Origin of the sequence: Actinomadura sp. HBU206391 (assembly GCF_014323665.1) — a bacterium.
Taxonomy (GTDB): Bacteria; Actinomycetota; Actinomycetes; order Streptosporangiales; family Streptosporangiaceae; genus Actinomadura_C.
In genome coordinates, this window is the sequence record NZ_JABVEB010000022.1 from 14366 (window position 1) to 27222 (window position 12857).

Genomic DNA, 12857 nt, shown 5'->3' on the forward strand with positions numbered 1-12857 from the left:
CGAGGAGGGGCAATGCAGTTCAAGGAACTCGGTGGCGTGCTCCGTCACCAGGCGTACGTGCCGTCGCAGGCGACGCTGGGCACCGACGACAACTGGCCGGTGTTCACCGCGCCCGCCAAGCTCCAGATCGTCGGCGTCACGTTCGTGCCCAGTGCGGCGATCACCGCGGACGGGACGAACTACAGCGTCTACACCCTGACGAACAAGGTCAGTGGCGCCGGTTCGACCGCAGTGGCCAGCCGGTCGTGGATCGCGACCAACTCGGTCGCGTCCACCCCGGAGCCGTTCACCCTGAACGCGACAGCCGCGAACCTGCTGGTCAACGCGGACGAGTCGCTGGAGGTCGTGAAGACCCACGGCGGCAACGGCCTGGTCATCCCCGACGGCCTGCTGGTCATCAACTACAAGCTGATCGGTTCCTGATGACGGCGCAGGCCTCTGCGGTCAACGTCACCGGCGACGCCGCGGTGTCCGCGGTGCCGTGCACCTACCGGGGGTTCTTCATCGCCTCGGCGGCCGGTGCGACGGTGACGATCTACGACCACGCCTCGGCAGCGTCGGGCACCGTGCTGGCGTCGTTCACCCTCGCCGCCGGCGGGTCGCTGAGCGACGACATCGCCGACGGTGTCCGCTGCCTCAACGGGGTGTATGTGGACACCAGCGCCGCGGTCACTGGGCACGTGCGGATCGGCTGATGAAGACCAGGGTCCTGCGGACGTCGGCTGCGACCCTCGCCCACACCTTCGAGGTGGGCGAGGAGCCAACCGATTCCACGACGCCGGTGACGGTCGCGGTGACCGACGCCAACGGGACCGCGGTGACGTCGGGCACTGCGGTCTCGGCTGGTGTCGACTCCGGGCGGTACACCTTTCCGCTGCCTGGGCAGGCGCTGCTCGGGCAACTGACGGTGGCGTGGTCGGCGACGATCGCAGGCGCCGCGGTGGTGCAGACCGATGAGGTCGAGATCGTCGGCGGGTTCTTCTTCTCGCTCGCGCAGGGCCGGGGTTCCGACTCCTCCCTGTCCGACCCGGCGAAGTACCCGGCCACCGAGCTCGAGGTCGCCCGGCTGCAGACCGAAGAGGAATGCGAGGCCATCTGCGACCGGGCGTTCGTGCCCCGGTACGCGCGCATGGTCCTGGACGGCACCGGAGAGAGCGATCTCGTCCTGACGCACCCAGGCCCAGAGCGGTCCCTGGCGGACGTCCGCAGCATCCGCTCAGTGACGATGGCACCCCGGGCGGACGAGGCGTTCACAGCGTTCGACACGGCAGAGCTGGCGGCTCTGCAGGTCGCCGACGACGGCACGCTCCGCAGACTGGACGGCGCTCTGTTCACACGCGGCTACGGCAACGTCGTGGTGGAGCTGGAGTACGGGCTGCCTGCCCCGTCGGCCGATCTGGTGCGGGCCGCCCTGACACGGTTCCGGACCTGGCTGAACGTCGCCCGCTCCGGGGTGCCCGACCGGGCAAGCTCGTTCACCATCTCCGACGGTGGCACCTACAGGCTGGACATGCCGGGCCCGTTCAAGACCGGGATCCCACCGGTCGACGCGGCGTACGCCCGGTACTCAAGGCGAGACGGCGCCGGCGGCCGGAAGGTCCCGGCGTCACGGTCGCTGAACTTCGACCCGCAGTTCAGCTCGATGTTCCACGGTGGCCGCCGGTGAGCGGCACGTCGGCGGTGGCGGTGAAGCGGGCGATCGTCGCCAAGCTCGACGCCGTCCCGGCGCTCGGTGGCGACACCGATGTGCAGGTCGGTTACGGGCCGCCGACCCGTGAGGGGATCGAACGCCGGGTCGTCTACCTGGGCCGGGTGACGTTCAACCACAGGCCGATGGCGTTCAAAGCCGCGGCCGGCCGGCTGCAGCGGGACGAGCAGGGAACCGCGTCGGTGCACATCTTCGTGTGCCTGCCGGGCTCCACCGAGGAGGACGCCGAGGACGCCGCCCAGGTGCTCGGCACGGCGGTGGAGGAGGCGATCGCGTCGGACCCGAGGCTGGGCGGCGCGCTGCTGGTGACGGTGTCGGGCGGGGAGCTCGACGCATGGACGGATGACGACGCGGCGTACGCGGGGCTGACCTACCGGGTCGCGTTCCGGTCGCAGCTGACCTAGGAGGATTCATGGCTGAGATGTATGAGGTGCTGGCGGAACCCCCGCTGGCGATCGCCACGGTGATCGACCGGCACCGCGACAACTGCCCGCGCGGGTGCACCGAGCACAAGCACGAGCGGATCGACGTGGAGCTGGGCGGGACCTTCGACTCCGCGCACCTCGACCCGCGTACGAACGTGGACGCTCTCGTCCACTCGGGCCTGATCCGGAAGGTGGAACCGACCACCGCGAAGGGGTCGGGCAAGCAGGACGAGAAGAAGTAGCCCGATGGCGCCCATCGCACTCATCAACGCGGGGATCCTCGTGGGCGGCCACGACTTCACCGCCGAGACGAACAAGATCATGCTGTCCGGTGACTTCAACGAGCTGGAAGCGACGACGTTCGGATCACAGGGGTGGAAGGAGCGCAAAGCCGGTCTGAGGGACGTCAAGGCGGCGGCGGAAGGGCTCTGGCAGTCGGCTGCCACCGACGCCGTCGACCCCGAGGCGTTCGGCAACCTCGGCGTGATGGACCGGGTGATGACCGTCTACCCGGACGAGGTGGAGGCGGAGATCGCCTACCTCACACAGTTCGGGCTGTTCTCCTACCAGATCGATGGTCAGCTCGGCGAGCTGCTGCCGTTCACGCTCGGGCTGTCGGGCAGCAACAAGCATGGTCTGGTCCGGGGCCGGCTGGCCAAGGCGCCCGGCGCGGTCAACGCCACGGGCGTGCTGGGCTCGCCGGTGCAACTCGCGGCGGCCGGCGCCTCCCAGTTCCTCTACGTCAGCTTCCACGTGCTCGGCACCCCCGGTACGACCATCACTGTGAAGGTCCAGTCCGACACCGCCAGCAACTTCCCCAGCGCCACGGACGTGGCGACGATCGGACCGCTCACCACGGCCGGTGGCCGATGGATGACCCGGGTCGCAGGCCCGCTCACCGACACCTGGTTCCGCTTCAACGTCAGCGCGATCACCGGGTCGTTCACCGTCGCCGGCGCCATGGGCGTCGGCTTCTGACACTGCCGTTCAACCGGCCGCCTTCGGGCGGCCTTTCTCATGCAAAGGAGGGGCCGCCGTGGGATTTCTCGCCCTGATCGACGCCCGGATCGAGATCAACAGCGTGGTGATGTCCACCATGTGCAAGAAGGTGACCTTGCCGTTCACCACCGATGAGCTGGAGACCACCACGTTCGGCGGTTCCGGCTGGCGGACCCGCATCGGCGGCCTGAAGGACGCCGCGGTGGAGTTCGACTGGAACCAGGACTTCGCCTCGAGCCAGACCGACGCGCTGCTGTGGGACCTGTGGGACTCGGGCGCGGTCATCCCGGTGAACGTCCGGCCGACAAGCGCCTCGGTGGGTGCGACCAACCCCGAATACCAGGGGAACGCGCTGCCGTCCCAGTATCAGCCGTTCGACGCGAGCGTGGGCGACCTCGCTGGGGTGTCGACCAAGTGGCCGGGCTCCGGCGCCTGGGCCCGCGCCGTCGCGTAGGTGGCCATCCACCGGGCGGAACTCCGGGAACTCATCCGGGACCTTCACTCGATACCGCGGGAGGTGCGGGAGGAGCTCCGCCCGTCGGTGCTGGCGGCCGGCGGGATCGTCGCCGAGGAGGCCCGCCGTAACTCGTCCTGGTCGACGCGGATCCCGGACGCGATCTGGGTGTCGGGCCGGTTCTCCGGCGGCAACTCCGCCGGGGTGCGGGTCGCTGTGAACATCCGCAAGGCACCGCACGCCCCGTTCTACGAGGGCCCGCCCGCGGTGTTCTACCACTCCCTGTACGGCAACCGGCGGCACTGGTACCCCGAGGCCGCCCGGCCGTTCCTGAAGGTCGCCCTGGTCTCCAAGGCCGATGAGGCCACCGAGGTGATCGACGACATGGTCGCCCATGTCCTGCAACGCCACGGCTTCCGATGAAAGAGGACACCTTGACCACCACGCGCACGGCGAAGGCGAAGGGCCTGGCTCGGCTGAAGAGCCGGAAGCTGCCCGTCGCGGTGTATCACCTGCGGGCCGTCGACCCGGACGAGGAGATGGCCGCCCGGGACGGTGTCACCTCAGCCGAAGAGCGGCACACCGCCGCGTTGATGCGGAGCGACGAGGGCGCTGAGGCCGCGATCGCCAAGGCGCAGGCGGAGGTCGACCAGGCGAAGGCGGCCCTGGCGGACTGCTACCAGGAGGTGCGGATCCAGGCCCAGGAGCCGGAGGAGTTCGAGCGGCTCCTGGGCCTGCCCGAGCACAAGCCGCGTAAGGGCACCGAGGACACCCTGTGGAACAACGACACCTTCGGGAAAACGATGTTCCTGGTCGGTGTGCAGGGTGAGCTGACCGCCGAGGAGTGGGAGACCGAGGTCTTCCCTCAGCTGAGCCAGGCGGAGAAGGCCGGCCTGTTCATCAAGGCGCTGAACATCAACGCCCGGTGGGTGGACGGTTCGGTCCCAAAAGGCTAGACGCGGATCCGCAGTTCGAGCTGGAGATGGCGGTCTGTGACCGCTACCGGATCCCGCACAGCGAGTTCCTGTCCTGGGATGAGTACGACCGGGAGAAGGCCATCTGGTGGATGGTCCGCGAGCGGCAACGCTGCCGCGGGTGCGGCACCCGGCCAGAGGAGTGGGACCCCGAGCAGGGCGGCCACAAGGACGCCTACAGCGCCGGTACCCGCATGTGCCCCGGCTGTTTCCACCTGGAGACCGCACGCGAGGCCGGCAACGGCAAACAGGCCACCGGCATCCATCTGGTGCTGAAGCCGCGGAGGGAGGTGACCGGTGGAACGTCAGCTGAACATCGGCCTTGATGGCGACGATCAGGGGCTGGAGCGTGCCTTCCAGAGCGCGGAGAACGCCGCTCGCGCCTACGACCGGGAGCTGTCCCGGGTAGAGCGGCAGCAGGTCGCCGCCGAGTACGCCACCCGCAGGATCGGCAACGCGATCCAGCGCTACAGCCGCGACCAGGACCGCGCAGCGGAGTCCGCCCGCCGGGCCGGCACGGCCGCGCGGGAGGCGGCTCAGAGCGCGGAGCGTGCGATCAGGGACGCCGCCGACGCGACGGAGGAGCTGGCGCGCGGGGAGATCTCACAGGAGCAGGCAGCGCAGCGGGCAGCCGCAGCCGAGCGGGAGATCGAGCGCGCAGCGATGGCCGCCGCAGCCGCACACCGGGCAGCCGCACATGCAGCGGAGGAGCAGGCGGAGGAGGAGCGGCGCCTGGCCCGCGACGCGGAAATGGCCGGGCACCGGCAGCGCCTGGCGCAGCTGCGCGCGGCCGGCGCGACCGAAGAGCACGACAGGCTTCTGCACCAGCTCCGCTCGAGGTTCCCGGGTCTCGGTGATGACGGGGATGCCGCGTTCTCGCGGATGGGCAAGTCGGCGACGGCGGCCGGCGCGGCGATGACCTCGCCGACCGGTGGGATCGCGAAGGTCGCCGCCGGCCTGGCCGCGCTGCCGTGGGTGGCGTCGGCAGCCGCGACCGCCATCACCCTGGGCCTGGGCGGGGCGTTGATCGGCCTGGGGTTGAAGGCCAGTGCGGGGTCGAAGTCGGTCAAGAAGGAGATCGACGGGCTCAAGAAGCACATCAAGACCGAGTCCAAGGACATCGGGAAGCCTTTCGAACAGACCTGGCACGTGATCGCGGACGCCGCCCGCGACACCTTCGACGAGCTCATTCCCGACCTGCGGTCCGCCCTGGCAGACCTGGCGCCCTACGCGAGCGCGTTCGCCGATGACTTCATCCGCAGCTTCAAGCTAATCGGGCCCGCCCTAGACGATGTGGTGGACGCGGCCGGGCCGATGTTCAACGCGCTCGGCAACGAGATGCCGGGCCTGATGGGCAGGATCGCGGACGCGATCTCTCGTATCGCTGCTGCCGCTGACCCAGAGATGTTCGCCCGGATGGTCGACTCGCTCGGGTTGCTGATCACCGGCGCCGGTCACGCCATCGCGGTCCTGACGAAGCTCACCGGTGTCTTCCTCAAGTTCGGGCCCATCGCCATCGCCGCCCGCAACATCGACAAGGTCGGCAGTTCGCTGCGGAAGGTCGCGGGCGACGGCGTGAGCGCGAAGGACGCGATCGCCCTCGTCGAGGCGCAGATGGTCAGCTATGACCTCGGCGCCAGCGCCGCGGCGTCCGCGACCACCCTCATGGCGTCGGGCATGAGTAGCGCCTCGGGGAACGTCGGCTCGCTCGGCGCCACGATGAAACTGGCGTCGCAGACCGCCAAGGATCTCAGGGCTGAACTCGACAAGTTGGCGGGCAAGACGCTGACTCTGCGTGAGGCGTCCTCGGCCTACCAAGCCGCAGTCGACGCGGCGGCCACGAGCATCAAGCAGAACGGCCGGGAGATCGGCTTCAACACGGAAAAGTCGCGGGCAAACGAAGCCGCCCTGAACGCGCTGGTGACCGCAGCACACAACCAGTCCGTCGCGATGAGAGACAGCGGCAAGTCCGCTCAAGAGGTCGCCCGGCACATGAACACCGCGCGGGCCCGCTTCGTGTCGACCGCCCAGCAGATGGGCTACACCCGCAAGCAGGCGGAAGCCCTCGCGACCAAGCTGTTCGGGGTCAAACGGGCGGCCGACCAGATCCCGAAGAAGAAGCACACCAACGTCACCGCCAGCACCGGTCAGGCGCGGTCCGCGATCAACCAGCTCATCGCCGAGATGAGCGCCAGGACGATCAATATCGGGGTAAATCTCCTCGGCGGTGCGTTCGGCGCTGCCCACGGCGGTTACGTCGGGTACGCCACCGGCGGCCCGGTCAAGGGCTACCCGACCGGCGGCCCGGTCCGCGGCCCTGGCACGGCCACCAGCGACAGCATCCCCGCGTTGCTGTCCAACGGCGAGTACGTCATCAACGCCGCTGCGACGTCGCAGTACCGGCCGCTGCTGGAGGCCATCAACTCCGGTCGTACGGGCGGCTCGTCCACGCCGTCGCTCGGTTTGCCGCAGGGCGCCGCGGGCGGTGGTGGGCCGATCGTCGTCATCTTGGAGATGGACAAGCGCGAGTTCGGCAAGGCCGTCATCGAGCTCGGCCGCGGCTACTCCGATAACAACCACGGCCGGAACGCGTTCGCCACGGTGAAGAGCCGCTGATGCCGACCACCGTGATCCAGGAAGAAGCTGGCGTCGACACTGACGAGGACGTCATCGTCCGTGTGGACGACATCGTCGAGGGCTCCACGCTCATTGCGATCGTGAGCTGGCGGGCGGTCGACGGGACCCAGCCGAAGATTGCCGTTGGGGACCTGCGCCGGAACCTGTGGACACTACTCGGCACCTCCGACAATGAGGTCGACGACCTGCACTGCCAGGTGTGGGCGGCTCCGAACGTGACCACCGCGCCGTACGGGTGGACGCGGGTGCACGCTTCGGCGCAGGCGATCGGCGCCAGCGACGTCGGCCGGGTTCTGATGAGCGTCATAGAGGTGGACCGGCCGACGCACTACCTGCAGCTGGACAGTGCCCCGGTGGTAAATAGCGGGCACTCGGTCACGTCGCTTTCCATGTTGACGCCGACGCCGGGTGACGACTGCCTGATGATCGCGGTGCTGGCGCAAGACCTCACCACCCCAACGATCTCGGTGACCTCGCCCGGCTGGACGAGCCTCAGCACATTTTCCAGCGCCTCCACACCGCCGATCCGCCAGCACTCCATGTGGCAGGTCGCCAACACCGCGAAGACCGCGTCGTGGTCGTCGACGGCGCCTGTGGATCTGGCCGGGATCATCGTGTGCCTGCGGGAGGACGTGGCCGGCCCGGCGGTGGAACCCCCGCTCGGTGTGCACGTGGACGTCCAGCTGGCGCTCGGCTACGACCAGCGCACGCCCCTGTCGGCGATGAAGTGGCACTCGCTGACGACTCGATGCCAGAAGCTGCAGACCAAACGCGGTGCGACCGCCGACCTGGGCAAGCCGGAGTCGGGGAACGCAGACCTCAGCTGGACCAATGACGAGGGGGCACTGACGCCCCGGGAGTCGTGGTCGGCGACGGCGACCGCGACCGGCACCACGACGACCATTAAGGTGCCCGACGCCGACGCAGCCGATGTGGAGGACGGCGACTTCGTCCGGCTGTTCACCGCCGCCGGCGTGGCGAAGGAGGACACCGTCTTCCAGGTGTCCTCCACCTCCTCGGCAGCGGGCACCACCACGATCACCTTCTCCCCGCCGGCCGCCGCGGCGACGGCGTCCGGCAACCAGATCAGCAGCGTCCCGGTGGACATCTACACGCCGGGCCGGGCGCTGGTGACGGTCGACGACCGCACGTACCCGGTGATGGTGTCCAGTGCGGAACGGTGGCTGTCGCGTTACCTGTCCGGCAGCGTGGGCCGGGCTGAGGTTTCCCTGACCGACGTGTACTCCACCCTCGATGCGGCGCTGCCGCCGATCGCGCGGGCGGAGATGGACCGGGCCCGGCCGTACGCGCACTGGCTGCTGGACGACCCCGACGGGTCACCGGCCGCTGTGAACGTGGTGGCCGGTAGTCCTGCCCAGTTGGTGCAGTACGTCTCCAAGTACGGCGCCGGTAGCGCTGAGGCGGGTTTCGGGGCGTCCCTGCAGGAGCGCGGTGTGCATGGCATCCTGCCCGACGGCGACGTCATCATCGGCGACTCCGGGACCGGCTGGGCGCAGACCAGCCTGGTCGCTGCGGACACGCAGAAGGGCTACTGCCTGCGAGCCGACGACGACAACTTCCCGCCGATCACCGACGGGATCACGGTCGTGCTGGCCGCCGCGATCGACAACCAGCCGTACGCCACGTTGCACGCCACGATCCTGCAGCTGCGCAACAGCGCCGGTTCGGTCGCGAAGATCGCCATCGACTCCGCGACGCACCAGATCGAGGTCACCGTCTGGCACCAGACGACCAAGGCGCAGACGACCACCTCCGCATTCGTCACCCCCGGGCAGTGGAGGGTGCTCGCGCTGACGCTGACGCCGACGGCGTGGCAGCTCTACGACGGCGACATCTCCATCCCGACGATCTCGGGGGCGTGCAGCCTGCGCGGCGATTGGAACCTGTTGTCCGTCGGCGGGGAGGCGGACAAGTTCGGTGCGGGCCGCATGGTCAACGCCGCCTTCGGCCGGGTGGCGGTGTACCCGCGGGTGCTGTCCGGCCAGGAGTACGCCCAGATCAGCCGGTGCCTGAAGCGGGGCAACAGCGGTTTCGACTGGACCAACACGGTGATGGCCCGGTGGGCGAACTACTCCGGGTGGAACGGAACCCGGGTTCTGTCGGCCGCTGAACCTTTCCTGTCGGAGCAGACCGGGTTCGACGGTCGCAGCCTCGGGGAGTTCATCGGCGACGTCTCGACCTGGGACGACGGTCTGGCGTTCGTGTCGGCCGCCGGAGAGCTGTGCTACCGGTCCCGCCGAGAGCTGGACCTGCAGGAGATCCGGTGGACCCTCGGCAACCAGCCCGGCGAGGTGCCCTACCTGGGGGCACCGGAGTACGTCGACGACAAGCAGCAGCTGTTCCCCGTCGTGGAGATCGACAACACCTCACGGATCGGCCCCTCGGAGGATGACGTCTCGGGGACCGTCACGGCCATCAACGAGACTTCGGCCGGCCGGTACGGGCGGGGCCCCCTATCCCGGGACACCCACCTGCTGCAGCCTGAGGACGCCTATCACCTGGCGTGGTGGCTGGTCGGCCGGTACGGGGTGCGGCGCCCGCGTGTGCAGCAGTTGAGTCTCAACCCGCGTGCGCACACCGACGGCTGGCACGTGTGCCTCGGGCTGGAGATCGGCGACCTGGTCCTCGTCAACTGGACCCCGGACGGCGCGCCGGCCCGCTCGCAACGGTGCATGGTCCTCGGCATCGAGCACGACGCCGACCCGGGCGACTGGACCACGACACTGACGCTGGTCGCAGCCCCGGACCCGGTCGCGGTCCTGGACTCCGACCGGCCACTGGGGGAGGTGACCCTCGCGCTATGACCACCGCCCGCGTTCAACTGCCTGACGGCCGCGCGATCATCGCCATGGACGGTGTCCACCTGTTCGAGCCTGGGGAGCGGCTCCGGTCGGTAGTCCTTGAGACCGGGGTCGGCGGTGCGGTTGCCTACCACCGGTCGCGACCGCTGTTCCAGGGTGTCCGCACGACCGCGCTGAGCGTGCCCGCCTCCACCTGGACGGCCGTGCCGCTCGACAGTGAGCTCATCGACACGCACGACGGCCACGGCGACACCACGAACACCAGCCGGTACGTCCCGCCGTTTACGGGGTCGGCTTCGGACTGGTACCTGGTCAACGGGCACGTGCCGTTCGGCGGAGCAAACGGCGGTGTGCGCATCGCGGGTGTGCGGCTGAACGGCGGGACGGTCGCCGAGGGAATGAAGATCACGGGCACGACCGCGCATGCCGCCACCACCCAGGTGATCGACCTCGTCGAGATCGACTTGTCGAACGATTACCTCGAGCTCATGGCGTACCAGACCACTGCTGGCGCCCTGAACACGGTGTTTAACGGGAAGCTTCCGACGTTCACCGCCAGGTGGGCGTGCGGGTCGGGGAACGTCGTCGCCCACCCTGGGACACCCCGCACGTGGACCGCCGCTGACCTGATCTCCGCCGACGACACCACCGGCGGCAGGATCCCGCTGAATGTCCACATCGGTGATCTGATCCACTGGCTGAACTATCCGCCTATCGCCAGGATCACCAGCCAGGGCACGGCGCAGACAATCCCGTCAGGGTCGGGCACCTGGACGAGCATCAACATGCCAGGCGAGACGGTCGACAACTACGCCGGCCACAACCCCGTCAGCAACAACAGCCGCTACGTGTGCCAGCGCGCCGGGCTGTACTTCGTCGCCGGGCTCGTCGCAGTCGGGGAGACCGCTGCGAACGTCGGCTACCGGGCGGCTCGGCTGCTGCACACGATCGCCGCTGGCGGCACCGCGATCTATCAGGGCGGGTCGTCGATCCCTGCCGCCACATCAACATCCGGGACGGCGCTGTACGCGTCCGGCTGGGTTCGCATGGCGGTGGGCGATTACGTCGAAGTGCAGATGCAGCACACGCAGGGTGCCGCGCTGAGCGTGCGCACCGGCGCGGGCGACTGCGCGAAGTTGATCGCCGTGTGGAGGAAGAGCTGATGCCGGTCCCGCAGATCCCTGACTTCCGGCCGGGTGTGGTGGTCGGCACGGTGCCCGATGTGCTGAACGAGTTCCTTCGCGACCCGATGACAGCGCTGTTGGATCCGCCCTCGTTCGTGGCCAGGCGAACGTCCGCGTGGAACCTTACCGAGAACGTCCACCAGAACGTCCCGTGGGACTCCGTCAGCGAGGACTCTCACAGCGGGTGGGTGTCCGGTGCGGTCGTCGGCGGCGGCGCGTCCTCGACGCTGTCAGTGGCCGCGGCGGTCGCTGACAACTCCATTACCGTCGCCTCAGCTGCGTCGTTCTCCTCCGGCGACTGGATCCGCATCGACACCGGCGCGAACGCCGAATACCGGCGGATCTCCGCGCCGGCGGGGAACGTCCTCACCTTCTCGGCGACGGGCGGGGGTACGGGCCTGGCGCGCACGCATTCGATCGGCGCGGCGGTGACGGAGGTCGACGGCGACCCGACCCGGTACACGGTCCCGGACGGCTGGTCCGGCTGGTGGCTCGTCGACGCGGTCGTGTCCCTGTCCGGCACAGGGGCGGCCGGCCTGGTGGCCATCCCTGGGGTGTCGGTGAACAACCAGTCGCAGACCGGAGAGGGCAACGCGTGGGAGGGCTGCGAGCCGTTTGTCCCGACCGGCGCGAGCACCGAGCCCAAGCACGCCAACGGGACCTGGCGGATCTACGCCGCCGAGGGCGAACGCGTGCAACTCGACCTGTGGTTCAGCACCGAATCCGCGATCACGGCGGCCGATGTGACCACCGGCCGCGAGTGCCGCATCGGCTTGGTCTGGGACGGCGTATGACCACGACAACTCACCACCGCGCCCACATGATGAGGGGGCGACGTGGCCGATGAGCCATCCAATGGCGAACTACAGCGGCTCATTGAGCGCAACCACCTCGAGGTCCGCGACGACTACGCGGGGATCCTCGCCCGGTTGGATCAGTTCGTCCTGCGGGAGGTGTACCTCGCCGACGAGCGCCGCCGCGACACGCGCTTCGAGACGATCGAGGAGGAACTCAAACGGGCCCGATCCACTCGGGCGCTCATGGCGACGCTGGCGGTCACGGCTTTCATCGCCCCGATTGTGGTGGGTGTTGTGGTGTGGCTGGTGACTCGGGGCTTGTCGTGAGCGGGCCGCACCGGTTCCGGCGGCGGGCGACGTGGCAGTACGTGCCGGTTGCGGTGCTGGTGCTGGTGCTGGTCGGTGGGGTGGCATGGGGATTGTCGACACTGGCGGCGCAGAGCCAGCGCAATGCCCGACTGGAACGGGATGTGTCGACGCTGGCTGAGCAGGTGCGTGCTCTGGGCGGCGTTCCCGCGGTCTCCCCGCAGCCCGGCCCGTCCGGCGCTCCCGGCCCGTCCGGCGCCTCAGGGCCTCCAGGGCAGCCGGGGGCCACCGTCACAGGCCCGCCGGGGGGCAAGGGCAAGACGGGCGCTTCCGGGGCCCCAGGGGCGCCAGGAGCCACCGTCACCGGTCCGCCCGGCGCTCCGGGCAAAGACGGGGCGGACGGCAAGGACGGCGCCGACGGCAAGGACGGAGAGCAGGGACCACCCGGACCCGCAGGGGCGCCGTGCGAAGACGGCTACCACAAGGAGACCGTCACCGTCCTCACCGCCGGCGGACCACGCGAGACCTCGACATGCGTACGAGATTGAGGA

At 69.3% G+C, this 12857-nt stretch carries 16 protein-coding genes; all 16 read left to right on the forward strand.

Annotated elements, in window-relative coordinates; translation table 11 throughout:
• Window positions 1-12: 12 nt before the first annotated feature.
• The 16 genes from HKK72_RS10975 to HKK72_RS11050 are packed head-to-tail and all read left to right on the forward strand — an operon-like array spanning window position 13 to window position 12854.
• Window positions 13-423, forward strand: coding sequence for a hypothetical protein (locus HKK72_RS10975; RefSeq protein ID WP_187234200.1), 411 nt, complete (start codon window positions 13-15; stop codon window positions 421-423).
• On the forward strand, window positions 423-695 hold the full coding sequence (locus HKK72_RS10980; RefSeq protein ID WP_187234201.1) for a hypothetical protein: 273 nt from the start codon (window positions 423-425) through the stop codon (window positions 693-695). Before HKK72_RS10975 ends, HKK72_RS10980 begins: the two co-directional genes overlap by 1 nt.
• The gene (locus tag HKK72_RS10985) at window positions 695-1666 is read left to right on the forward strand and encodes an Ig-like domain-containing protein (RefSeq protein WP_187234202.1); all 972 of its coding nucleotides are present in this window, start codon (window positions 695-697) and stop codon (window positions 1664-1666) included. Before HKK72_RS10980 ends, HKK72_RS10985 begins: the two co-directional genes overlap by 1 nt.
• Complete coding sequence (locus HKK72_RS10990; protein WP_187234203.1) at window positions 1663-2112, forward strand: hypothetical protein; 450 nt, start codon at window positions 1663-1665, stop codon at window positions 2110-2112. Before HKK72_RS10985 ends, HKK72_RS10990 begins: the two co-directional genes overlap by 4 nt.
• 8 nt (window positions 2113-2120) lie before the next feature.
• Window positions 2121-2375, forward strand: coding sequence for a hypothetical protein (locus HKK72_RS10995; protein WP_187234204.1), 255 nt, complete (start codon window positions 2121-2123; stop codon window positions 2373-2375).
• A gap of 4 nt (window positions 2376-2379) precedes the next feature.
• Window positions 2380-3111 (forward strand): hypothetical protein, encoded by a 732-nt coding sequence (locus HKK72_RS11000; protein WP_187234205.1) that lies wholly within the window; start codon window positions 2380-2382, stop codon window positions 3109-3111.
• A gap of 58 nt (window positions 3112-3169) precedes the next feature.
• On the forward strand, window positions 3170-3586 hold the full coding sequence (locus tag HKK72_RS11005) for a radical SAM protein (protein WP_187234206.1): 417 nt from the start codon (window positions 3170-3172) through the stop codon (window positions 3584-3586).
• Window positions 3587-4009, forward strand: coding sequence for an HK97 gp10 family phage protein (locus HKK72_RS11010; protein ID WP_187234207.1), 423 nt, complete (start codon window positions 3587-3589; stop codon window positions 4007-4009).
• Between the two features lie 11 nt (window positions 4010-4020).
• Window positions 4021-4542 (forward strand): hypothetical protein, encoded by a 522-nt coding sequence (locus HKK72_RS11015; RefSeq protein WP_187234208.1) that lies wholly within the window; start codon window positions 4021-4023, stop codon window positions 4540-4542.
• Window positions 4512-4886: a hypothetical protein gene (locus HKK72_RS11020; protein ID WP_187234209.1), complete on the forward strand. Its 375-nt coding sequence runs from the start codon at window positions 4512-4514 to the stop codon at window positions 4884-4886. Before HKK72_RS11015 ends, HKK72_RS11020 begins: the two co-directional genes overlap by 31 nt.
• Window positions 4858-7176, forward strand: coding sequence for a hypothetical protein (locus HKK72_RS11025; RefSeq protein WP_187234210.1), 2319 nt, complete (start codon window positions 4858-4860; stop codon window positions 7174-7176). The genes HKK72_RS11020 and HKK72_RS11025 overlap by 29 nt, the downstream gene beginning before the upstream one ends.
• A complete protein-coding gene (locus HKK72_RS11030; protein WP_187234211.1) occupies window positions 7176-10022 on the forward strand; it encodes a hypothetical protein in 2847 nt (948 codons plus the stop codon). Before HKK72_RS11025 ends, HKK72_RS11030 begins: the two co-directional genes overlap by 1 nt.
• Window positions 10019-11182: a hypothetical protein gene (locus tag HKK72_RS11035; RefSeq protein WP_187234212.1), complete on the forward strand. Its 1164-nt coding sequence runs from the start codon at window positions 10019-10021 to the stop codon at window positions 11180-11182. The genes HKK72_RS11030 and HKK72_RS11035 overlap by 4 nt, the downstream gene beginning before the upstream one ends.
• Window positions 11182-11997, forward strand: coding sequence for a hypothetical protein (locus HKK72_RS11040; RefSeq protein ID WP_187234213.1), 816 nt, complete (start codon window positions 11182-11184; stop codon window positions 11995-11997). Before HKK72_RS11035 ends, HKK72_RS11040 begins: the two co-directional genes overlap by 1 nt.
• 42 nt (window positions 11998-12039) lie before the next feature.
• Complete coding sequence (locus HKK72_RS11045) at window positions 12040-12327, forward strand: hypothetical protein (protein ID WP_187234214.1); 288 nt, start codon at window positions 12040-12042, stop codon at window positions 12325-12327.
• On the forward strand, window positions 12324-12854 hold the full coding sequence (locus HKK72_RS11050) for a hypothetical protein (RefSeq protein WP_222720575.1): 531 nt from the start codon (window positions 12324-12326) through the stop codon (window positions 12852-12854). The genes HKK72_RS11045 and HKK72_RS11050 overlap by 4 nt, the downstream gene beginning before the upstream one ends.
• Window positions 12855-12857 lie beyond the last annotated feature (3 nt).

Coding starts and splice junctions, on each gene's coding strand:
- HKK72_RS10975 (WP_187234200.1), top strand. CDS start 13: ATGCAGTTCAAGGAACTCGGTGGCGTGCTCCGTCACCAGGCGTACGTG.
- HKK72_RS10980 (WP_187234201.1), top strand. CDS start 423: ATGACGGCGCAGGCCTCTGCGGTCAACGTCACCGGCGACGCCGCGGTG.
- HKK72_RS10985 (WP_187234202.1), top strand. CDS start 695: ATGAAGACCAGGGTCCTGCGGACGTCGGCTGCGACCCTCGCCCACACC.
- HKK72_RS10995 (WP_187234204.1), top strand. CDS start 2,121: ATGGCTGAGATGTATGAGGTGCTGGCGGAACCCCCGCTGGCGATCGCC.
- HKK72_RS11000 (WP_187234205.1), top strand. CDS start 2,380: ATGGCGCCCATCGCACTCATCAACGCGGGGATCCTCGTGGGCGGCCAC.
- HKK72_RS11030 (WP_187234211.1), top strand. CDS start 7,176: ATGCCGACCACCGTGATCCAGGAAGAAGCTGGCGTCGACACTGACGAG.
- HKK72_RS11035 (WP_187234212.1), top strand. CDS start 10,019: ATGACCACCGCCCGCGTTCAACTGCCTGACGGCCGCGCGATCATCGCC.
- HKK72_RS11040 (WP_187234213.1), top strand. CDS start 11,182: ATGCCGGTCCCGCAGATCCCTGACTTCCGGCCGGGTGTGGTGGTCGGC.